At 76.5% G+C, this 19,795-nt stretch carries 21 protein-coding genes; 9 read left to right on the top strand and 12 right to left on the bottom strand.

Features of this window, described 5'->3' with window-relative positions; translation table 11 throughout:
• Positions 1 to 49 precede the first annotated feature (49 nt).
• From NI25_RS18540 to NI25_RS18530, 3 genes are read right to left on the bottom strand one after another with little or no spacing between them, the layout of a single operon-like run.
• Positions 50 to 2,584: an ABC transporter permease gene (locus tag NI25_RS18540; RefSeq protein ID WP_061443507.1), complete on the bottom strand. Its 2,535-nt coding sequence runs from the start codon at positions 2,582 to 2,584 to the stop codon at positions 50 to 52.
• Positions 2,585 to 2,586: 2 nt separating this feature from the next.
• On the bottom strand, positions 2,587 to 3,342 hold the full coding sequence (locus tag NI25_RS18535; RefSeq protein WP_061443506.1) for an ABC transporter ATP-binding protein: 756 nt from the start codon (positions 3,340 to 3,342) through the stop codon (positions 2,587 to 2,589).
• On the bottom strand, positions 3,339 to 3,632 hold the full coding sequence (locus tag NI25_RS18530; RefSeq protein WP_061443505.1) for a hypothetical protein: 294 nt from the start codon (positions 3,630 to 3,632) through the stop codon (positions 3,339 to 3,341). The genes NI25_RS18535 and NI25_RS18530 overlap by 4 nt, the downstream gene beginning before the upstream one ends.
• 197 nt (positions 3,633 to 3,829) lie before the next feature.
• Between NI25_RS18530 and NI25_RS18525 the strand changes: the two genes are divergently transcribed.
• The gene (locus NI25_RS18525; RefSeq protein WP_061443504.1) at positions 3,830 to 5,083 is read left to right on the top strand and encodes a sensor histidine kinase; all 1,254 of its coding nucleotides are present in this window, start codon (positions 3,830 to 3,832) and stop codon (positions 5,081 to 5,083) included.
• A gap of 4 nt (positions 5,084 to 5,087) precedes the next feature.
• Here NI25_RS18525 and NI25_RS18520 read toward each other — a convergent pair whose 3' ends face one another.
• Positions 5,088 to 6,437 carry a hypothetical protein gene (locus NI25_RS18520; RefSeq protein WP_061443503.1) on the bottom strand — a complete coding sequence of 450 codons (1,350 nt, stop codon included), beginning with the start codon at positions 6,435 to 6,437 and terminating at the stop codon, positions 5,088 to 5,090.
• A 114-nt stretch (positions 6,438 to 6,551) separates the two neighbouring features.
• Between NI25_RS18520 and NI25_RS18515 the strand changes: the two genes are divergently transcribed.
• Positions 6,552 to 7,805 (top strand): molybdopterin-dependent oxidoreductase, encoded by a 1,254-nt coding sequence (locus tag NI25_RS18515; protein ID WP_061443502.1) that lies wholly within the window; start codon positions 6,552 to 6,554, stop codon positions 7,803 to 7,805.
• Positions 7,806 to 8,142: 337 nt separating this feature from the next.
• Here NI25_RS18515 and NI25_RS18510 read toward each other — a convergent pair whose 3' ends face one another.
• From NI25_RS18510 to NI25_RS18500, 3 genes are read right to left on the bottom strand one after another with little or no spacing between them, the layout of a single operon-like run.
• On the bottom strand, positions 8,143 to 8,931 hold the full coding sequence (locus tag NI25_RS18510; RefSeq protein ID WP_061443501.1) for a class I SAM-dependent methyltransferase: 789 nt from the start codon (positions 8,929 to 8,931) through the stop codon (positions 8,143 to 8,145).
• A complete protein-coding gene (locus NI25_RS18505) occupies positions 8,928 to 9,566 on the bottom strand; it encodes a TIGR04282 family arsenosugar biosynthesis glycosyltransferase (protein ID WP_061443500.1) in 639 nt (212 codons plus the stop codon). Before NI25_RS18505 ends, NI25_RS18510 begins: the two co-directional genes overlap by 4 nt.
• On the bottom strand, positions 9,563 to 10,285 hold the full coding sequence (locus tag NI25_RS18500; RefSeq protein ID WP_061443499.1) for a glycosyltransferase family 2 protein: 723 nt from the start codon (positions 10,283 to 10,285) through the stop codon (positions 9,563 to 9,565). Before NI25_RS18500 ends, NI25_RS18505 begins: the two co-directional genes overlap by 4 nt.
• Positions 10,286 to 10,399: 114 nt before the next feature.
• Here NI25_RS18500 and NI25_RS18495 point away from each other — a divergent pair, with 114 nt between their 5' ends.
• The gene (locus tag NI25_RS18495; RefSeq protein WP_061443498.1) at positions 10,400 to 11,140 is read left to right on the top strand and encodes a response regulator transcription factor; all 741 of its coding nucleotides are present in this window, start codon (positions 10,400 to 10,402) and stop codon (positions 11,138 to 11,140) included.
• A gap of 2 nt (positions 11,141 to 11,142) precedes the next feature.
• A complete protein-coding gene (locus NI25_RS18490; protein WP_061443497.1) occupies positions 11,143 to 12,255 on the top strand; it encodes a sensor histidine kinase in 1,113 nt (370 codons plus the stop codon).
• Positions 12,256 to 12,395: 140 nt separating this feature from the next.
• Here the strand turns inward: NI25_RS18490 and NI25_RS18485 are convergent, their stop codons facing one another.
• Positions 12,396 to 13,400: an NAD-dependent epimerase/dehydratase family protein gene (locus NI25_RS18485; protein WP_061443496.1), complete on the bottom strand. Its 1,005-nt coding sequence runs from the start codon at positions 13,398 to 13,400 to the stop codon at positions 12,396 to 12,398.
• Positions 13,401 to 13,612: 212 nt separating this feature from the next.
• On the opposite strand from NI25_RS18485, the gene NI25_RS18480 reads away from it, so the two are divergent.
• Genes NI25_RS18480 through NI25_RS18470 form a run of 3 tightly spaced genes read left to right on the top strand, consistent with a single transcriptional unit; the run spans position 13,613 to position 15,144 of the window.
• The gene (locus NI25_RS18480; protein WP_061443495.1) at positions 13,613 to 13,990 is read left to right on the top strand and encodes an LPXTG cell wall anchor domain-containing protein; all 378 of its coding nucleotides are present in this window, start codon (positions 13,613 to 13,615) and stop codon (positions 13,988 to 13,990) included.
• The gene (locus tag NI25_RS18475; protein ID WP_061443494.1) at positions 13,987 to 14,607 is read left to right on the top strand and encodes a class F sortase; all 621 of its coding nucleotides are present in this window, start codon (positions 13,987 to 13,989) and stop codon (positions 14,605 to 14,607) included. Before NI25_RS18480 ends, NI25_RS18475 begins: the two co-directional genes overlap by 4 nt.
• 45 nt (positions 14,608 to 14,652) lie before the next feature.
• Positions 14,653 to 15,144: an RNA polymerase sigma factor gene (locus tag NI25_RS18470; protein WP_061443493.1), complete on the top strand. Its 492-nt coding sequence runs from the start codon at positions 14,653 to 14,655 to the stop codon at positions 15,142 to 15,144.
• A gap of 117 nt (positions 15,145 to 15,261) precedes the next feature.
• Here the strand turns inward: NI25_RS18470 and NI25_RS40775 are convergent, their stop codons facing one another.
• Complete coding sequence (locus tag NI25_RS40775) at positions 15,262 to 15,636, bottom strand: hypothetical protein (protein ID WP_158508449.1); 375 nt, start codon at positions 15,634 to 15,636, stop codon at positions 15,262 to 15,264.
• A gap of 72 nt (positions 15,637 to 15,708) precedes the next feature.
• Here NI25_RS40775 and NI25_RS18460 point away from each other — a divergent pair, with 72 nt between their 5' ends.
• The gene (locus NI25_RS18460) at positions 15,709 to 16,062 is read left to right on the top strand and encodes a DUF952 domain-containing protein (protein ID WP_061443491.1); all 354 of its coding nucleotides are present in this window, start codon (positions 15,709 to 15,711) and stop codon (positions 16,060 to 16,062) included.
• A gap of 2 nt (positions 16,063 to 16,064) precedes the next feature.
• Here the strand turns inward: NI25_RS18460 and NI25_RS18455 are convergent, their stop codons facing one another.
• From NI25_RS18455 to NI25_RS18445, 3 genes are all read right to left on the bottom strand, one after another.
• Positions 16,065 to 16,394 (bottom strand): SCO5918 family protein, encoded by a 330-nt coding sequence (locus NI25_RS18455; protein WP_061443490.1) that lies wholly within the window; start codon positions 16,392 to 16,394, stop codon positions 16,065 to 16,067.
• A 62-nt stretch (positions 16,395 to 16,456) separates the two neighbouring features.
• A complete protein-coding gene (locus tag NI25_RS18450) occupies positions 16,457 to 18,031 on the bottom strand; it encodes a DEAD/DEAH box helicase (RefSeq protein ID WP_061443489.1) in 1,575 nt (524 codons plus the stop codon).
• 265 nt (positions 18,032 to 18,296) lie between these two features.
• Complete coding sequence (locus tag NI25_RS18445; protein ID WP_003975209.1) at positions 18,297 to 18,500, bottom strand: cold-shock protein; 204 nt, start codon at positions 18,498 to 18,500, stop codon at positions 18,297 to 18,299.
• Positions 18,501 to 18,909: 409 nt separating this feature from the next.
• On the opposite strand from NI25_RS18445, the gene NI25_RS18440 reads away from it, so the two are divergent.
• Positions 18,910 to 19,677: a hypothetical protein gene (locus NI25_RS18440; RefSeq protein ID WP_061443488.1), complete on the top strand. Its 768-nt coding sequence runs from the start codon at positions 18,910 to 18,912 to the stop codon at positions 19,675 to 19,677.
• The last annotated feature ends 118 nt before the right edge of the window (positions 19,678 to 19,795 follow it).

Below are 19,795 nucleotides of genomic sequence, written 5' to 3'. Positions count from 1 at the left end.
CCGTGGCCGGCCCCCGGCAGGCGATCCCGGTCCGCTCGGCGGGCCGGGATCACCCCGTGCGCAGGCCCTCCGCCGGAGGCGTGCGCAGGGCGTGGCGGGTGGGGACTTCGATCGTGAGGTACGCCGTCGCCGTCACCGTCGCCGCCACCGCCGGCAGGAGCCAGGCCGGGCCCGCCGGCCACGGGTGGCCGAGGAAGCCCTGGCCGAGCAGGGCCAGCGGGACGGCGGACAGCAGGAGACCACAGGCCAGGGCCGCGGCGGCGACGACCGCGGCCTCGCGGCGCATCATCGCGCGGATCTGCCGCGGGGTCGTACCGACCAGGCGCAGCGCGGCGATCTCGGTGCGGCGCTGGGCGGTGGCGGCGACCAGCTTGTTGGCGATGCTCAGCAGCAGGTAGCCGAGGAGCACCACGACCACCGCCAGGTTGATCCACACCTCGGGCGGCGCGTCCGCACCCTCGGAGTCCGGGGCGGTGTTCGCGAGGGTGAGCCCGGGACGGTCGGCGGCCAGCGCGGCGAGCCCCCGCCCCGCCTCCGCCGTGCCGTCGGTGCGGACCAGGATTCGCTGGTCGAGGCCGGTCGTGGTGTGCCCGGCGGCCAGTTCGCGGGAGAGGACGACCGGGCCGAAGCCCAGCCCCCGGTCGTAGACGGCGACGACCCGGGCCTCGACGCGCGCCCCGTCACCGAGCACCAGGCGCACCCGCTTGCCTACCCCGGCGTCCCGGGTGCGGGCGGCCTCGCCGCTGACGGCGACCGTGGCACCGGTCAGATGGTCCAGGCCGCCGTCCGTCACGCCGAGGTCGAGGACGTCCCGGGCGTCCGGCCCGAGGACCGGCGCCGGGGCCGACTCGGCCGCGGGGTCGCCCAGCTCCTCGTACTCCCACACCACCGTGGTCGTCCCGGCCGGCGCCGCGGCGCGTACGCCGGGCACGTCCCGTACGGCGGACAGGGTGCCGTCGGGCAGCCCGCCCAGCGCCGGTGCCGTCAGCTCGTACTGGGCGAGCGTGCCGGTGCGGGTGTCCTCGGAGGTGGCGGCCAGCACCGTGGTCTGGGTGAGGGTGTACGTCAGGACGAAGACGACGCCCATCGCCAGCGGGCTGACCACCCCCGACAGACGCAGCGCGTACGCCCGTACGTTGGACAGCGCCAGCCACGTCGGCGCCGCCACCCCGGGCCGCAGCCGCCGTACGGCGGCCTCGCCCGCGCTCCGCACCAGTGCCGGGCCGGACAGTGCCAGGCCGATCGCCGCGATGATGCCCGCCATGGAGGTGACCGCGGCCCCGAGGACCGTCCGGGACAGCAGCGGCACCACCGACAGCGCGCACGCGCCGAGGATCAGCAGCAGCCCGGCCGGGGTCCGCCCCCGCGACGGTGTGCGCGGCTCGCTGCGGGACTCGGCGACCGCCTCGGTGGCCGGCATCCGCGAGGTGCGCCAGGCCGCGCACCGGGCGCAGAGCCGTACGGCCGTCACCACCAGGAGCAGCGTGGCGAGCGCGGGCAGGGGGCTGACGGTGAGGGGGAGTTCGGGCGGGAGGACGCCCCGGCCGGCCAGCTGCTCGCGGAACCGGCCCGCCAGCAGGTAGCCGGCCGCCACCCCCGGCACCAGGGCGATCACCGCGACGACCGTCGACTGCGCGGCGGCCAGGCGGCGGATCTGCCTCGGCGTCGCGCCCACGGCCCGCATCAGCGCCAGGTCGCGGCGCTGCCCGGCGATGGTCACGCCCAGCGCGCCCGCGACGACGAACCCGGTGATCAGCAGCACGATCCCGCCGAGCGAACCGGCGAGCAGGATCAGCAGCGAGCGTGCCGAACCCACGCCGGGCGCCACCGCCTCGCCCCGGTCCGCACCCGTGGTCACCTCCAGGCCCGTGCCCGCCACCGCCTCGCGCACCGCGGCGGCCACCCGCTCCCCGGCACCGTCGTCGGTCCGCAGCCCGATCAGGTCCACGGTCCCGGCGCGCGGGCCCTCGCTCCCCGCGTCGCGTGCGGCCAGCCGGGCGGCCGTGCCGTCCGCGAACCAGACGCCGGCGCCCGGGGCGTCGACCAGCGCGGAGACCCGGTAGGACGCGGAGGGGCGCCCGTTCGCCACGACGTCGACCCGCTGTCCGACCGTCAGGCCCGTACCGGCGTCCACCGCGACCTCGTCCGCTCCGGACGGCGCCCGGCCCTTTACCCGGGCGTCCGCCAGCAGCCGGGTCGAGGACCAGCCGTGGCCCGCCGTCTGCGGGTCGTCGTCGACCGGCGTGATCCGTCCACCACCGTCGACCAGCGCCGCCGGGAAGCCGATGTCGCCGACGGCCGCCGTGACGCCGGGCAGGGCGGCCAGCCGGCCGACGAGCCGGGCCGGGACCGTCGCCCGCTCCGGCAGCGCGAGGGGCAGGTCCCCGCGGGGGTGGAACTCCTGGTCGGCGGCGACCACGACGTCCGCCCCGCCGAGCCGCCCGGGCGGCAGTTGCGAGCGCAGCCCGGACTCGGCGAGTACGCCGGTGGCGGTGATCAGCGCCGCGCCGCCCAGGACGGCGCAGGCCACGGCGAGCAGTGCGGTGATCCGGTGCGCGGCCATCCGCAGCGCGAGGTGCAGCACGGCTACCGCTCCCCCAGCGCCACGAGACGGTCGGCCAGTCGCGGCGCGGTGGGCCGCTCCAGGGCCTCGACCACCCGTCCGTCGGCCATCACCAGCGCGCGGTGGGCGCGTGCCGCGGCGGCCGGATCGTGGGTGACCATGACCACCGTCTGACCGAGGTCGTCGACGAGCGCCCGCAGCAGGCCGAGCACCTGGTGGGCGCTGCGCAGGTCCAGCGCGCCGGTCGGCTCGTCCGCGAAGACGACGGCGGGCTTGGCCGCCAGCGCCCGTACGACGGCGGCGCGTTGCTGCTGGCCGCCGGAGAGCTCGGCGGGCCGGTGCGACAGCCGGTCGGCCAGCCCGACCCGTTCGGTCAGTGTGCGCAGCCAGTCCCGGTCCGGGCGCCGGCCGGCCAGGCGCAGCGGCAGCGTGATGTTGTCCTCGACGCTGAGCGAGGGGATCAGGTTGTACGCCTGGAACACGAACCCGACGCGTTCGCGGCGCAGTTCGGTGCGGCGGGTCTCGTTCAGGCCGGAGATCTCCTGCCCGTCGATGCGGACACTGCCCGACGTGGGGGAGTCCAGCCCGGCGGCGCAGTGCATCAGGGTGCTCTTGCCGGAGCCCGAGGGCCCCATCACCGCGAGGAACGTGCCGTGCTCCACGGTCAGCGACACGTCGTCGAGGGCCCGGACACCGCCCGGGTAGGTGCGGGCGACGCGGTCCAGCGCGATGGCGGGCGCCCTGCGCGCGGTGGCGGTGGCGAGGGCGGCGGTACTCATCGCCGACCCCGCAGGGCGCGTACGACGAGGGTGCCGGCGGCGAGCACGGTGACCACGCCGGTGGCCAGGTGGAGCGGGGTGGCGGCACCGGCGAAGGAGAGCGCCATGTTGGCGACGGCGCTGAGCACCACGACGGCCCACAGCAGCGTGCGCAGGACGTCCCCGCGGGAGACGGCGCCCGGGCCGTCACCGGGTGCGGGGGCGGCCTGGTGGGTGCCCAGGCGGTAGGGGTCCTCGTCGCCCCGGTACTCCTGGTGCTCCTGCTGCTTGCGGTGGTCCTGGTACGTCATGGCTGCGGCCTCCGTCGGCGTCGCTCGCGGTCGTCTCCGACGCTATGGAGCAGGACCCCCGCCCGCCGATCCCGTGAGCCGCCCGGTTCGAGGTACAGCAGGCTGTACCTTCCGGCTCCGCACCCGCCGTCTCACCGTCCCGCGCCTTAGGGTCGGGCACGTCGGCGTTGGCCACGGGGCCGGAGGGAGGCAGGCGGATGACGGTCGTCGAGGGCGTGTCCGTGCGGGAGACCGCCGTACGGACGCTGCGCGCCGCCCGCGCGGCGACGGGGCAGCTCGTCGGCGGGCTCGGTACGGCGTTCCAGGCGCTGGGCGTGCTGCTGCTGTCGGCCGTGGCCGCCGTGACCGCTCCGGCCGGGGTGGGGCTGCTGCTCGCGCCGCTCGTGCTGCGCGCCCTGCACGCGCTGGCCCGCCGGGAACGCGAACGCCTCGCCCGCCGGGGCGTCGACATCGTCCCGCCCGATCCGCCGCCCGTCCGGCTGCGGTCCGCGCTGGCCGACCCCACCACCCGGCGGGAGCTGGGCTGGCTGGTGCGGCACGGCACCCTGGGGCTCCTGCTCGGCCTGCTCGGTCTCCTGCTGCCGCTGTGCGCCGTCCGGGACGGCACGTTCCCCCTGTGGTGGCGCCTGGTGCCCGAGGACGCGACGACCACCTCCATCGGCGTCGGCACCGCGCACACCTGGCTGGACGCGGTCGCGGCGCTGCTGCTGGGCGTGGGCTGGACCGCGATCCTCCTGGGCCTGGGCCCCGGCATGGCCCGGCTGCAGGCCGCCCCGGCCCGGCGGCTGCTCGCGGCGGGCCCGGACACGGACCTGTCGCTGCGGGTGGCGGAACTGACCGCGACCCGGGCGGCCGCGCTGGACGCGCACGCCACCGAACTGCGCCGGATCGAACGGTCCCTGCACGACGGCGCGCAGAACCGGCTCGTGTCGGTCACGGTGCTGCTGGGCGCCGCGCGGCGGATGGCGGCGCGGGACCCCGCCGGCGCCGACGAACTGCTGGAGCGGGCCCAGTCGGCGGCGGAGCAGGCGCTGGCGGAACTGCGGTCGGTGGCGCGGGGCATCCTGCCGCCGGTCCTGGCCGACCGCGGGCTGGCGGGCGCGCTGTCGGGCCTCGCGGCGGACTGCGGGGTGCCCTGCCGCGTCGAGGCGGACGTGCCGGAGCGGTGTGCGGCCGCGGTCGAGGCGACGGCGTACTTCGTCGTCGCCGAGGCGCTCACCAACGTCGCCAAGCACAGCGGCGCCGGCCGGGCCTCGGTCACGGCCCGTGCCAGGGGCGGCAGGCTGCGGCTGCGGGTCGAGGACGACGGGCGGGGCGGCGCCGACGAGGACGGCGGCTCGGGCCTGACCGGCATCCGCCGCCGGGTGGCGGCCCTGGACGGCACCCTCCGTCTGACCAGCCCGCCCGGCGGCCCGACGGTGCTGGAGGTGGATCTGCCCTGCGGCGGCTGACCCCTCACCAGCCCGTCGCCAGCAGGTGGTTGAGGAGGAGGGCGAGTACGGCCTGTGCCGTCAGCCAGGCGCGGGGGTGGGAGAGGAAGGCGCAGGAGGGGAGGAGCCACAGCGCGAAGGGCAGCCAGATGCGCTCGGTCTCCGCCTTGCTCATGCCGGACAGGTCGGCGACCAGCAGGGCGAGCAGTCCGGCGGCCACCAGGAACGCCAGGCGGAGCTCCTGCGCGCCCGGGCTCCCGCGCCGGACCAGCACCGCCCCGGCCCGCCGCAGGCCCGCCGCCGTCGCCGGGCCGGTGATGAGCACCGTGCAGGCGAGGTTGGCCCACACCCAGTAGCCGTACGGGCGGACACCGGCCGCGCCCTCGTAGTAGCGGGTGACCAGGAGGCGGTACGCCTCCCACCAGTCGAAGCCCACCGCCGTGAACGCCACCGGCACCACCGCCGCCCCCGCCAGCAGCGGCACGAACAGCACCGGCCGCTCCCGCACCCCGCGCCGCCCGAGCAGCAGCACCGCCGCCGCGACCACCGCGAACAGCGTGAGACCGTACGAGAGATAGCAGGTCAGCCCGAACAGCAGTCCCGAGCCCGCCGCCCACCACGGCGAGCGTCCGGTGACCGCGAGGGCCAGCAGCGCCACCGCCCACGCGGCGACCGCGGCGAAGTACGCGTCGGCGGACGTGCCCAGCCACACCGCCGCCGGGGCCAGTACCAGGAAGGGCGCCGCCCGCCGGGCGAGCCGCTCCCCGGCCAGGGCACGCACCGTCATCAGCACGGCCACGCACCCCGACGCGCCCACCGTGACGCACCAGACCCCGGCCCAGCCTCCGCCGCCCAGCCCGATCCGGTCGAGCAGCACGAAGGTGAGCGTGGCCGCCGGGGGGTGACCGGCGACGTGGGCGGGCCAGTTGTCGGGGGAGTGGAGCAGGATGTGCCCGGTGAAGTCCCGCAGGGTCGCCGGGACGTCGTGCCATCGGTCGATGACGGTGAGGTACTCGTGGCGGGTGGTGAGCCGGCCGGCGACGCCCGTCCGCCAGCCGTCGATCAGGGCCAGCGACCAGATCCAGGCCATCGAAGCGCCCCACGCCGCGGACAGCAGCGCGCGCCACGGCAGACGGGCGGCGACGGTGGGGCCGTGCGCCACGGCCGCGACCGCCAACAGGACCGCCGCCGGGGTGCCGGGGCCCAGGTGCGGGCCCCAGCGGCCCAGCAGGGGCGGCCAGCCGACGATCAGGTCGTCGTACGTGTACACGTACCGGCCGACCAGCACGGCGGCCGTCACGAGCAGCGCGGCGGCCGTGGCGGCGCACAGGTCGCGGCGGACGGAGCCGCGGCGGGCGGAGGGGAGGAGGGTCACCCCGGCACGGTAGGCCGGGGGATCACGCGGAGGGCGGTGCGCACGGCGGACGTCAGGGTTTCGTCATGGGTCGCGGACCGTCCGGGGGGCGTCGCGCGGCCTACGGTCGGGGACATGCGCGACCTCGCCCCACGGCTTCCCTCCTCCCCGGGTTTCTGGCGCAGCCCGCTGCGCGGGCCCTGGTTCACGTCGGTGCTCGGCCTCGTCCTGCTCGTCGGCATCACCGTGCTGTTCGTGACCGGGCTGCTGTCGTACGCCGCCTACAACCCGGATCTGTCGCCGGTCAACGACAAGACCCCGGACAAGGGGGTCCTCGGCTTCTACCTCTTCGCGTGGCCGACCGGCCCGCCCTGGCTGTACCGGCTCACGCAGGGCGTCCACGTCACCCTCGGGCTGGTGCTGATCCCGGTGCTGCTGGCCAAGCTGTGGTCGGTGGTGCCCAGGCTGTTCACGCTGCCGCCGGCCCGCTCGCTCGCCCACGCGCTGGAGCGGATCTCGCTGCTGCTGCTGGTCGGGGGCGCGCTGTTCGAGTTCGTGACCGGGGTGCTCAACATCCAGCTGGACTACGTCTTCCCCGGCTCCTTCTATCCGCTGCACTTCTACGGTGCCTGGGTCTTCTTCGCCGCGTTCGTCGCGCATGCCGTGCTGAAGGCGCCGGCCGCGCTGCGCAACGTGCGGCGCATGCGCGCGGGGGACGTCCGGGAGCCGGACGACGGCCTGCGGTCGCCGCGGCCCGACGCGCCGACGGTGTCGAGGCGCGGGGCGCTGTGGACGGTCGGCGGGGCCTCGCTGCTGCTGTTCGCCACCAGCGCCGGGCGGTCCTTCGACGGGGCGGCGCGGGCCACCGCCCTGCTCGCACCGCACGGCGGGGCCGAACCGGGCAGCGGCCCGAACGGCTTCCAGGTCAACAAGACCGCCGCCTACGCCGGCGTCCACGCGGCGGAGACCCGCGAGGACGCCTGGCGGCTCGTGGTCGTGGGCCGGACCGGCACGGTCCGCCTCTCCCGCGCCGACCTGCTCCGGCTGCCGCTGCACGGCGCCGCGTTGCCCATCGCCTGCGTCGAGGGCTGGTCGACCTCCGACCAGCGGTGGCGCGGGGTGCGGCTGCGGGACCTCGCCGCGCTCGTCGGCTTCGACGGCGATCCGCCCGACGTGCTCGTCGAGTCCCTCCAGCGGCGCGGTGCCTTCCGCCGCGGCGCCCTGCGCGCCAACCAGGTGGCCGACCCGCGCTCCCTGCTCGCCCTGTACGTCAACGGCGAGACGCTGAGCCCGGACCACGGCTACCCGGCGCGGATCATCGTGCCCGCCGCGCCCGGCGTGCTGAACACCAAGTGGGTGGCCCGGATGACGTTCGGAGGGCTGGGATGAGCCTCGTGCGCAGGGTGTGGCCGCCGTCGCGCCGGCCCTCGATCGGCAGTCCCCTCCAGATCCTGCTGCTGTGCTGCTCGTTCGCACTGGCGGGGTACGCGGGGGTGCGGCTGTTCGCCGGTGACCGGTTCGGCGTGGCGCTGTGGTTCGTGGGCGCGGCGCTCCTGCACGACCTGGTGCTGCTGCCGCTGTACGCGGCGGCCGACCGGGCCGTCCTGCGCGGGCTCGGGGCGGTGCGCCACCGCGCGTGGGTGCCGTACGTCCGGGTCCCGGCGTTCTTCTCCGGGCTGCTCCTGCTGGTGTGGTTCCCGTTGATCGGCGGGCGGGTGGACGCGCGTTACCGGTCCGTGGCCGCGTTGTCGGCGGACGGCTTCCTCGCCCGCTGGCTGCTGATCACGGCCGTGCTGTTCGGCGGCTCGGCGCTGCTGCTCGCCGGGCGGCCGCTGCTGCGCAACGCGACGAAACGGCGCTCCCCCGACGTCCACTGACCGGCGCCGAGCCAGCCGGCGGCGCCCGCGCGGCGCAGCAGGGCGCGGGTGCCGATCCGGGCCCACGGGAAGGGGGTACCGGACGGCGCGTGGCCGTCGGTGACGTCGACGACCTGCACGTGGGAGCGTTCGTCGACCTCGACCGGGGCCGTCTCGGCGATCAGCAGGCCGCCGGGTGCGAGCAGGGCGGCGACGCGGGCGAGCAGGGCGCGTGGGTCGCCGCCGATGCCGACGTTGCCGTCCATGAGCAGGACGGTGTCCCAGCGCCCCTCGCCCGGCAGCGGCTCGAAGACGGAGCGCCGCAGCGAGTGGCCCCCGATCCGTACGGTGCGGTCGACGGCGGCCTCGCTGACGTCGATGCCGAGGACGGTCCGGCCCCGGGCGGCGAGTTCCGCCACCAGCCGCCCCGGCCCGCAGCCCACGTCGAGCACGGCGCCCTCGCACCGGTCGAGCACCTCCCGGTCGACCGCGTCGGCCCGCGCGCACCAGCGCTCCACGTCCAGCGGCAGCAGCCAGCCGTCGGTGCGGCGCAGGAACAGCGGACCGCGTCCCGAGCGCAGGGCGGCGGCGTAGGGGTCGGAGGCCTCCCAGGCGCGGGCGGGCGGCCGGCCGGGGGCGAGCCGCGCGGCCCCGGTCACCGGACCGCCCGCCGGGCCGCGGCCGGGGTGCAGGCCGCGAGCCGGGCGGCGAACCGGCCGTGCGGGGCCAGGGCGGCCACGGCGCGGGCGTCGGCGGCGGTGTCGACGTCCCGCAGGCGCGGCAGGTCCCGTACCCGCAGCCCCGCCGCCAGGAGCCGCCCACGCTGCACGGCCCCGGTCACCGGAGTCGACATGGGAACGCCCCGCAGGAGGGCTGGCTCGGGCCGGGCCAGGCCCAGGGCCCAGAAGCCGCCGTCCTCGGCCGGGCCGAAGCAGGCGTCGTGGTCGTCAAGGTCCACGTCGAGCAGGTCCGGCGTCACCTGCGGGGTGTCCATGCCGATGAGCAGGGCCGGACCCGCGCACCCGGCGAACGCGTCCGCGAGCCGCTCGTCGAGGCCGCCGGGGCACTGCGGTACGACGTCGAAGCCGGGCGGCAGCCACGGCCCGGGGGCACCGTCGAGGACCAGGACCCGGCGCCGGGCGGGCGTCGCGGCCACGGCGGCCAGGGTGTCGGCGAGGGCCGCCTCGGCCAGCGCGGCCGCCTCGACGGGGGTGAAGGGCGGGGTGAGCCGGGTCTTGACCCGGCCGGGACGCGGCTCCTTGGCGATGACGAGAAGCGTCGTGCCGGCGGTCACCGGACGCCACCCCCCTCGCCGGCGCCCGGGCGGACGGCCGGGGGCTCGGCCAGGACGCGGCGCATGTCCCGCACCGCGTGCCAGGTGCCGCGCCAGGTCCCGGTCACCTTCGAAGCGCCGGTGCGGGGCAGGTACGGGACGTCGTGCTCGGCGACCCGCCAGCCCGCGTCGGCGGCCCGCACCACCATCTGCAGCGGGTAGCCGCTGCGCCGGTCGGTGAGGCCGAGGGCCAGCAGCGGCTCGCGGCGGGCGGCGCGCAGCGGCCCCAGGTCGTGCAGGCGCAGGCCGGTGCGGCGGCGCAGCATCCGGGCGAGGGCGAGGTTGCCGGCGCGGGCGTGCACCGGCCACGCGCCCCTGGCCTGCGGTCGGCGGCGGCCGAGCACCAGGTCGTAGGCGCCGGCGCGGATCTCCCGTACGAACGGCGCCAGCAGGCCCGGATCGAGGGAGGCGTCGCAGTCGCAGAAGCAGACGACGTCGGCGGTGGCGGCGGTCAGACCGGCGTGGCAGGCGGCGCCGAAACCGCGGCGCGGCTCGGTCACGACCGTGGCGCCGAGCGAGCGGGCGAGGTCCGCGGAGCCGTCGGTGGAGCCGTTGTCGACGACGAGCGCACGCCAGCCGGCCGGGACGCGGGCCAGGACCCAGGGGAGGGCCGCGGCCTCGTTCAGACAGGGGAGCACGACATCGACGTCCGGAGCGGGCGAGGTGGTCACGGCGTTCACCCTACGAAGCGGAATCGGACGAATCGGGCTTCCACTCCTTACGAAACACGGACGTCCGGGTCCCGGACCCGCTCGGCGGGGACGCCGGCGGAAGGGCGGTGCGAGGCTGGGAGCATGCACCAGCAGCCCCCCGGACCCACCCGAACGGCCACACCCCCGGCCGCCCCCGCGCGGATTCTCGTCGTGGACGACGATCCCACCGTCGCGGAGGTCGTCGCCGGGTATCTCGACCGGGCCGGCTTCCGCGTCGAGCGGGCCGGGGACGGTGCGGACGCGCTCGCCCGGGCCGCCGCGCGCCGGCCCGATCTGGTGGTGCTCGACCTCATGCTGCCCGGCATGGACGGCCTGGAGGTGTGCCGGCGGCTGCGTGGCCAGGGGCCCGTGCCGGTCGTCATGCTGACCGCCCGGGGCGACGAGGACGACCGCATCCTCGGCCTGGAGATCGGCGCGGACGACTACGTGACCAAGCCGTTCAGCCCGCGGGAGCTCGTGCTGCGGGTGGAGTCCGTGCTGCGCCGCACCCGGCCGGCCCCGGAGCCGCGCCCGCCGTCCGCCGCCGGTATCACCGCCGACCCGGCCTCCCGCAGGGCCACCAAGCACGGCACCGAACTGGCGCTGACCCTGCGCGAGTTCGACCTCCTCGCCTTCTTCCTGCGGCATCCGGGTCGGGCGTTCTCCCGGGAGGAGCTGATGCGCGAGGTGTGGGGCTGGGACTTCGGCGACCTGTCCACGGTGACCGTCCACGTCCGGCGGCTGCGCGGCAAGGTCGAGGACGACCCGGCCCGGCCCCGGCTGATCCAGACGGTCTGGGGCGTGGGCTACCGCTTCGACCCCGCGGACCGGGAGGCGGACTGACCGTGCACGCCACTCTCCTCATCGCCCTCTACGCCTTCGCCGGCGCCGCCGCCACCGGCCTGGTGGGCGCGGCCGTGCTGCGGCTGATCCGGCGGCGCTCGCTGACGGCGTCGCTGGCCGTGGTGGCGGCGGTCGCCGTCCTCGCGATGCTCGCGGGCACGCTGGCCGTCGCGTGGGCGATGTTCCTGTCCCCGCACGACCTGTCCGTCGTCACCACCGTCGTGGCGATGGCGGCCGTCGTCTCCCTGGCCACCGCGCTGCTGCTGGGCCGCTGGGTGGTCGCCCGCAGCCGCGAACTGGCCGCCGCGGCGCGGTCGTTCGGCGACGACGGCGGCTACGCGGCCCCCACCACCCCCGCGACCGCCGAACTGGACGCGCTCAGCCGCGAACTGGCCGCCACCAGCGCCCGGCTCGCCGAGTCCCGGCAGCGGGAGCGGGCCCTGGAGACCTCCCGGCGCGAACTGGTCGCCTGGATCTCGCACGACCTGCGTACCCCGCTGGCCGGTCTGCGCGCCATGTCCGAGGCACTGGAGGACGGTGTCGCCGCCGACCCCGACCGCTACCTGCGGCAGATCCGCGCCGAGGTGGAACGCCTCAACGACATGGTCGGCGACCTCTTCGAACTCTCCCGCATCCACGCCGGCACGCTCGCCCTCACCCCGGCCCGGATCTCCCTCTACGACCTGGTCGGCGACGCCCTCGCGGGCGCGGACCCGCTCGCGCGCGAGCAGGGCGTACGGCTGGTCGGCGACGCCGTGGCGGCCGTGCCGGTCGAGGTGGACGGCAGGGAGATGAGCCGGGTCCTGGGCAATCTGCTGGTCAACGCGATCCGCCGCACCCCCGCCGACGGCACGGTCGCGGTCGCCGCCGAGCGGTCCGCCGACGGTGTGGTCGTCTCCGTGACCGACGGCTGCGGCGGCATCCCCGAGGAGGACCTGCCGCGGGTCTTCGACACCGGCTGGCGCGGCACCGACGCCCGTACGCCCCCGGCCGGGGCGGGCCTCGGCCTCGCCATCGTCCGCGGCATCGTCGAGGCCCACCGCGGCCGCGCCACGGTCCGCAACATCCCCGGCGGCTGCCGCTTCGAGGTGACCCTGCCGCTGGCGGAGGCCTGACCCGGCACGGGACCCGGGGGAGCCGCTGACCCGGGCGCCGCGTGATCCCGGCGGCGTGGCTCGCCAGTCCCACGGGCACGCGCACGGGCGCGCGCGGTGCCGGGCACGGTGCGGTCCCGAAGGCGCGGCCCCGCGTTGGGTCACTCCCCCCGCAGGCCCGCCCGCGCGAACTCCCGCATGCCCTCCGAGAATCCCACCCGGGGGCGCCAGCCCAGTTCGGTCCGCAGGCGGGTGGAGTCGGCCGTGATGTGGCGGACGTCGCCGAGGCGGTACTCGCCGGTGACGACGGGCTCGGGGCCGCCGTGGGCGGCGGCCAGGGCGGTGGCCATCTCGCCCACCGTGTGCGGCTCACCGCTGCCGGTGTTGTAGGCGCTGAGCGCGCCCTGCGGCGGCCGGGCGGCCTCCAGCGCGGCGACGTTCGCGGCGGCCACGTCCCGCACGTGCACGAAGTCCCGGCGCTGGCGGCCGTCCTCGAAGACGCGCGGGGCCTCGCCGCGGGCCAGCGCGGAACGGAAGAAGGAGGCGACTCCGGCGTACGGGGTGTCGCGGGGCATCAGGGGGCCGTACACGTTGTGGTAGCGCAGCGACACCGCTCTCGCGCCGGTCGTCCGGGCCCAGGCGGCGGCCAGGTGCTCCTGGGCCAGCTTGGTCGTGGCGTACACGTTGCGCGGGTCGGCCGGGGCGTCCTCGCCGACCAGCCCGGGTGCCAGGTCCGCGCCGCACTCGGGGCACGCGGGCTCGAACCGGCCCGCGTCCAGGTCGGTGACGGAGCGCGGCCCCGGCCGCACCACGCCGTGCCGGGGGCACGCGTAGCGCCCCTCCCCGTACACGACCATCGACCCGGCGAGCACCAGCCGCCGGACGCCCGCCCCGGCCATCGCGGCGAGCAGCACGGCGGTGCCGAGGTCGTTGCGGGAGACGTACTCGGCCGCGTCGGCGAAGCCGTTGCCGAGACCGACCATCGCCGCCTGGTGGCACACGGCGTCCACGCCGTCCAGCGCCCGCGCGAGGGCCGCCGGGTCGCGCACGTCGGCGCCGGGGTCCTCGCGCACGTCGTAGCCGACGGGCTCGTGCCCGTGCTCCCGCAGGGCCTGGACGACGTGGGACCCGATGAAACCGGCACTGCCGGTGACCAGTACGCGCATGCGCCCCACGCTAGGCCCGCGGGACCGCGCGACCGGGCGCCCCGGCCGGCACGTCACGGGTTCGTAAGGGCGGCGGTGGCCGGGCCCGCCCGGGCGAGGCGGCTTTGCCATTCCTTTACAACCCGTCCGGCCCCCGCCTCGTCTCTCCGTCCGATCCGTCCCGCACCGCCACGCGGTGCGCCGACGCGCCGACGACGAGAGAGAGCGACCCGATGCGCCGAACCATCCTCAGTGCCGTGGCCCTGGCCTGCACCGCCGTACTGGCGGGCACCGCCCCCGCGTTCGCCGACGACCCCAGCCCGGTCCCCTCCGTTCCCGCCGAGCGCGCCCCGAGCTCCACCGCCGCACCGACCGAGGCGGCCCCCGTGCCCTCCGTCAGCGTCCCCGCCGAGGCGCCGACCCGGGCGCCCGCCGACGGCCAGGTCTCCGTCGTGCCCGAGGGCGCGGCCGACACCGGGGTGGCGGGGCCCGCGGACACGACGGGCACCGACCAGGGGCTCGTCGGTGCCGGTGCCGGCGGGGTGCTCCTCGCGGGCGGCGCGGTCCTGTTCGTCGTACGCCGTCGACGGGCGGCGGCGGCCGGCGCATGATCCGGCGCCCCGGCCGCGCCCTCGCGACCGCCGCCCTGGCCGCGCTGCTCGCCGGCTGCGGCGGGGGTCAGGGGGGCGGCGACGCCGCTCCCTCGGCGACCGCGGCGAACACCGCGCCGCACGCGCAGGCACCGGCCAAGTCGGTGCGTCCCCTGGCGCGTTCGGTCCCGGTGGGGCTGCGCATCCCCGCCCTCGGGCTCGACACCCCGGTGATGGACCTGGGGCTGGCGTCGGACGGCACGGTGGAGGTCCCGCCCGTCACGGACGACGACCGCGCCGGCTGGTACCGGCACTCGCCGACCCCGGGCCAGGTGGGGCCGTCGGTCATCCTCGGTCACGTCACGGTCGGCCGGTACGGCGACGGGGTCTTCCGGCACCTCGCGCGGCTGCACCGCGGCGACCGGATCGAGGCCCGCCTGCGCAACGGCACCGCCGCCCAGTTCGCGGTCACGGCCGTACGGACGGTGGCGAAGGCCGACTTCCCGACCGAGGACGTCTACGGGGACGTGGCGGGGCCCGAGTTGCGGCTCATCACCTGCGGCGGCCCGCGCGACGGCGAGGAGTACCGGGACAACGTCATCGTCTTCGCCGAACTGAGCGCCACCAAAGGCGCGTAGCGCCCGCGGGCGCGCACCGCACTACCCTCACGACCATGGAGAACGTTGAAACGGTCCCGTGACAGGGCGGCGTCCGAGCTGTTCGCCGCCCTGTATCCGCGCCTCGCCGGCTGGTGCCGCCGTCTCGTCGACGACGACGAGACGGCCCACGAGATCGCCTCGGAGGCGTTCACCCGGCTCTGGGCCCGCTGGACGTCCGTGGAGGAGCCCCGCGGCTTCCTCTACGTCACCGCCGCCAACCTCGTGAGGGACCACTGGCGCAAACTGGAGCGCGAGCGCCGGGCGGTGCGCCGGGTCACCGCGGAGGTCGCGGTGCGCCCGCACCCGGAACAGGCCGACCCCTCGGTGCGGCTGCTCGTACAGTCCCTGCCGGAGCGGTTGCGCGTGCCGATCCTGCTCCACTACTACGCCGACATGCCGATCCGGGAGGTGTCCGCGGCGACCGGGCGCAAGGAGGGAACCGTCAAGGCCGATCTGCACGCGGCCCGCGAACTGCTCCGCGTCCACCTGAGGAGAAGCCTTGACCACACGCCTTGAGGACGGACCGGACGGGCCGGACGACCGGGACGAGCCGGGGTTCGGACCGGACGGCGACGATCCGCTGCTGGTGCTGCTGCGTCCGGGCGCCGACTTCCTGGGCCCGCCCCCGGGCCGCTACGAGGCGATCCGCCGGACGGCGTCCCGCCGGCGCCTGCTGCGTGCCGCGGCCGGTGCCGCGGCGACCGCTGCCGCCGCCGCCCTGATCGCGCTGCCGCTGCAGTGGACGTCCCCCGCCCCGCCCGCGAGCCCGGCGCCACCGCTGGCCCCGGCCCCGGCGGGTCCCGCGCCGGAGGCCTCACCGAGCCCGGCCCCGACCCGCGACGCCACCCGCACGCCCGGCCCGGGCCCCGCGCTGCCGACCGAGGCGCCCCGAACGACCGCCGCCACGCCGTCGCCCTCCGCGCCTCCCGCCTCCGCGCCGTCGGCCGAACCGAGCGACCGGCCCGTCCGGCAGCTGCCGTCGAGGGCACCCGGCGACGTGAGGCCCACACCCTCGGCCCCCGGCTCCGGGGAGCGCGACGGCACCGCCGCCGCGACGGAGAGGGCTGCTACAACGGGGCGATGATCTACCACGTGGCACCGCTCGCCGACTGGAACGCCGACCCCGGCCGCCCGTACGCGCCCGCATCCCTGACGGACGACGGCTTCGTCCACTGCTCGCCCGACGAGGAGACCACCCTCGCCGTCGTCAACGCGTACTACCGCGACGCGCCCCGGCCGCTGGTGGCGCTGCTCCTGGACGAGGACCGGCTCACCGCGCGGTGCGTGTGGGAGGCGGCCGACCCGGTGCCGCCGCCCGGTGTCGCCGAGGGCACGCTCTTCCCGCACGTGTTCGGCCCCGTCGACCGTGCGGCCGTCCGGCGCGTGCTGGAGGTCCGCTGGGACGACGGGGGCCGGGCCACCGGGCTGGCCTGAGCTCAGAGTTCCCGAGGCGTCGCGGTGGTGCCGCCGAGCAGCGCGGACGCCGTCTCGACCGCTGTGGCGGCGGGCGCCGGCGGCGCGGGCTCGGCGCCCGGAGCGGGATGGCAGGTGAAGCCGAGGCGGGTCATCGCCCGGATCACCTCGCCGCCGGAGAAGTCGCGGCGGTCCTGCCGGGTGACGACCTCGCCCACCTGCTTGACGGGGTAGCGGCGGCGGCCGATCGTCACGGACTCACCGGTGACGGGCTCGGGCGTGACGCCCTTCATCGAGTCCACCACCCCGCCCTTGGTGAGGTCGAACGGGTACCGGGCGATGACACAGCGCATATTGCCTCCACAAGGGGAGGGGACGGACGCGGTCCGTCCCCGGGGATGTGCCGGGGGTGGTCCTAGGCCGCCGTACCGGCCGACCCCGTCGCACCGCCCGCGGACTGGCGGCGGGGCCTGCGGCGCGGGGTGTCGCCGGCGGGCCGGCCCTGGCCGGTGCGGGACTGGGCGGCGCCCGTGCGGTTCGACGTGCCGGAAGCGCCTGCACCCTGCCCGCCGCCGCGCCCCGAGGAGCGGCCGCGGCGGCCGCGGGACGAGGAGCCGGAGGCGGTGCGGCGGGGGCGCTCCACCACCGGCGCGGCGATGACGACGGGGACTCCGGAGGGGGCCTGCGCACCGGTGATGCGTGCCAGCTCCGCCTCGCCCGCGCGGACCGGGGTGACCTGGGGCGTGATGCCGGCCAGGGACATCAGGCGGGTCATCTCGCGCCGCTGGTCCGGCGTCACCAGCGTGACGACGCTGCCGGACTCGCCGGCCCGGGCCGTACGGCCGCCCCGGTGCAGGTAGTCCTTGTGGTCGCCGGGCGGGTCCACGTTGACGACCAGGTCGAGGTTGTCCACGTGGATGCCGCGGGCCGCGACGTTGGTCGCCACCAGCGCCGTCACCTGCCCGTCCTTGAACTGGGCGAGGGTCCGGGTGCGCTGCGGCTGGGACTTGCCGCCGTGCAGCCCGGCGGCGCGCACGCCGCTCTTCAGCAGCTGCTTCACCAGCCGGTCCACCCGGTGCTTGGTGTCGAGGAACATGATGACCCGGCCGTCGCGCGCCGCGATCTCGACGGTGGTGCGCTGCTTGTCCTCGTCCTGCACGTGCAGCACGTGGTGCTCCATCGTGGTGACGGCACCGGCCGACGGGTCGACGGAGTGCACCACGGGGTCGGTCAGGTAGCGGCGGACCAGCTTGTCGACGTTGCGGTCCAGGGTGGCCGAGAACAGCATCCGCTGCCCGTCCGGCGCGACCTGGTCGAGCAGCGCGGTGACCTGCGGCATGAAGCCCATGTCGGTCATCTGGTCGGCCTCGTCGAGGACCGTGATCGTGACGTCCCCGAGGGCGCAGTCGCCGCGGTCGATGAGGTCCTTGAGCCGTCCGGGCGTCGCGACGACGACCTCCGCGCCGGAGCGCAGCGCCCCGGCCTGCCGGCCGATCGACATGCCGCCGACCACGGTGGCCGACCGCAGGCCCACGGCGCGGGCGTACGGCGTGAGCGCGTCGGTGACCTGCTGGGCCAGCTCACGGGTGGGGACGAGGACCAGGGCGAGCGGGCGCCGCGGCTCGGCGCGCTTGCCGGCCGTGCGGGCCAGCAGGGCCAGACCGAAGGCGAGCGTCTTGCCCGAGCCGGTACGGCCGCGGCCGAGCACGTCCCGTCCGGCCAGGGAGTTCGGCAGGGTCGCCGCCTGGATCGGGAACGGCACGGTGACGCCCTGGTCGCCGAGCGCGGACAGCATGCGGGCCGGCAGGTCGAGTTCGGCGAACGTCTCGACGGCGGGCAGTGCCGGGGTGATCGTCTTGGGCAGGGCGAACTCGCCGCCCTGGGGCGCGGCGGCGGGGCGGCGGCCGGAGTTCTGCGGGCGGCCCGCGGAACGGGAGCGCCGGGGGCCGTCGCCGGAGCGTCGGCGGTCGTTGGTGCGTGCGCGGTTCATGGGGAACCTTCCTCGATACGGCACGTATCAAGGGAGACCCGCAGCGGACGAGCGGCGCAGGGAATCGCAAGAACGAGCCGGCCCGGTCGATTTCGGCGCGGCAGGCCGGGGGGACCGGGAGAATTGGTGAATACGGTGATCGCGATGAAAACGAATGCGCGGGGCGGAATCCGTGCTCCCCGCGGGGCGTCGTACGCCCGGAAACGCGGCGAGCTGGGGCCCGCACCCCAAGGTGCGGGCCCCAGCTGCGGAGTGTGCGAGAGCGTCAGGCCGGGGTGATGTTCTCGGCCGTCGGGCCCTTCTGGCCCTGCGCGATGTCGAAGGTCACCTTCTGACCCTCGAGCAGCTCGCGGAAGCCCTGGGCGTTGATGTTCGAGTAGTGGGCGAAGACGTCGGGGCCGCCGCCGTCCTGCTCGATGAAGCCGAAGCCCTTTTCGGCGTTGAACCACTTCACGGTGCCGGAAGCCATGTTTTTCTCCTTCGGGACGGTGCTCGGAGTTCACCCTGTGTGCACTCCGGTCGCCGTGATGATCACCCCGTCGGAAAAAACCTTCAGGCAACCACAACTGCAACTTCCCTCGACAGTAGCACGCCGTGATCGACCGGGTGCCGGCGAAAATCCCGGCCCGGACGGCCGTTGCGGGAATATTCCCCGGACGACGGCAGATTTCCGCCGTCGGCCGGGCGGATATCGGCGGTACGGGGCGCGGAAGCCCGCGTACCGAGACAAAAGACACGTCGCTGCGGGCGGGTGGCGGCCCCGGCGCCCCATCGCCCCGGTGGCCGAGCGGCCGGGTGGCCGGGGGGAACGGTCCGGCGTCCCAGCGCGTCGTCCCCTTCCGGGGCACGGCGGCCGTGTCCCGGAGTGGGGGCGGGGAGTGGGTACGGACGGGTTCGCCGAGTGGACACGGCACTTCGAGGACGAGCGCGAGCGCAGACGGGCGCAGGGCGACCCGGACTGGGCGCGGGGCGCCGTGCTGCACCGGGCGGTGTGGGCGGGCATCCAGCGCTTCCAGGTCGGCGAGGACGGGGACGGCGCGAACCTCGTCGCCAAGGCCGAGGAGGCGGGCGACGCCGACTACGCACGGGCGGTGCGGCTCTTCGTCGCCGAGGAGCAGAACCACGCCCGGCTCCTCGCCCGGCTGCTGGCCGCGGGCGGCAGGCCGACGCTGCGCGGCCACTGGAGCGACACCGTCTTCGTACGGCTGCGGCGGCTGCTGGGCCTGCGCACCGAACTGCTGGTGCTGATGATCGCCGAGGTCGTGGCGCTGCGGTACTACCGGGCCCTCAGGGACGGCACCGACGACGCGCTGACCGCGGAGGTGGCGGGCCGCATCCTGGCCGACGAGCGGCGCCACGTCCCCTTCCACTGCGAGCGGCTGCACGACTCGCTGGCCGGGCTCCCCGCCGTGACGCGCCGCCCCGTGCTGGCCCTGTGGCAACTGCTCCTGCTCGCCGCCACCGTGGTCGTCGCCGTGGACCACGGCGCGGGGCTGCGCCGGCTCGGTGTCGGGCGGCGCCGTTTCGCGGCCGACGTCATGGCCTCGTCCGCCGAGGTGGTCCGCGCCGTACTCGCCCCGCGACCGGACGCGTGGACCGGCGCCGGCGGGGAGCGGGCGCCGGACGCCGGGCGGGAACACCGGTGACCTCCGGAAAGCGCGCTGCTATCCTCCAGCGGATCTTCGCGTGAGGCGACGTACCGGTTGAGGGGGGTCCCATCCGGTCGCCCGCGTGCATCCGGCCGTGTGCGTCCGTCCTCCGCCG

The sequence above is a fragment of the Streptomyces sp. CCM_MD2014 genome, assembly GCF_000772045.1.
In the GTDB taxonomy this organism is placed as follows: Bacteria; Actinomycetota; Actinomycetes; order Streptomycetales; family Streptomycetaceae; genus Streptomyces; species Streptomyces salinarius.
This window is presented reverse-complemented; position numbering and strand designations above follow the sequence as displayed.

Bases quoted from the DNA above. Each gene is read 5' to 3' on its own strand.
- NI25_RS18535 (WP_061443506.1), bottom strand. From the start codon at position 3,342: ATGAGTACCGCCGCCCTCGCCACCGCCACCGCGCGCAGGGCGCCCGCC.
- NI25_RS18530 (WP_061443505.1), bottom strand. From the start codon at position 3,632: ATGACGTACCAGGACCACCGCAAGCAGCAGGAGCACCAGGAGTACCGG.
- NI25_RS18525 (WP_061443504.1), top strand. From the start codon at position 3,830: ATGACGGTCGTCGAGGGCGTGTCCGTGCGGGAGACCGCCGTACGGACG.
- NI25_RS18515 (WP_061443502.1), top strand. From the start codon at position 6,552: ATGCGCGACCTCGCCCCACGGCTTCCCTCCTCCCCGGGTTTCTGGCGC.
- NI25_RS18495 (WP_061443498.1), top strand. From the start codon at position 10,400: ATGCACCAGCAGCCCCCCGGACCCACCCGAACGGCCACACCCCCGGCC.
- NI25_RS18485 (WP_061443496.1), bottom strand. From the start codon at position 13,400: ATGCGCGTACTGGTCACCGGCAGTGCCGGTTTCATCGGGTCCCACGTC.
- NI25_RS18480 (WP_061443495.1), top strand. From the start codon at position 13,613: ATGCGCCGAACCATCCTCAGTGCCGTGGCCCTGGCCTGCACCGCCGTA.
- NI25_RS18475 (WP_061443494.1), top strand. From the start codon at position 13,987: ATGATCCGGCGCCCCGGCCGCGCCCTCGCGACCGCCGCCCTGGCCGCG.
- NI25_RS18460 (WP_061443491.1), top strand. From the start codon at position 15,709: ATGATCTACCACGTGGCACCGCTCGCCGACTGGAACGCCGACCCCGGC.
- NI25_RS18455 (WP_061443490.1), bottom strand. From the start codon at position 16,394: ATGCGCTGTGTCATCGCCCGGTACCCGTTCGACCTCACCAAGGGCGGG.
- NI25_RS18450 (WP_061443489.1), bottom strand. From the start codon at position 18,031: ATGAACCGCGCACGCACCAACGACCGCCGACGCTCCGGCGACGGCCCC.
- NI25_RS18445 (WP_003975209.1), bottom strand. From the start codon at position 18,500: ATGGCTTCCGGCACCGTGAAGTGGTTCAACGCCGAAAAGGGCTTCGGC.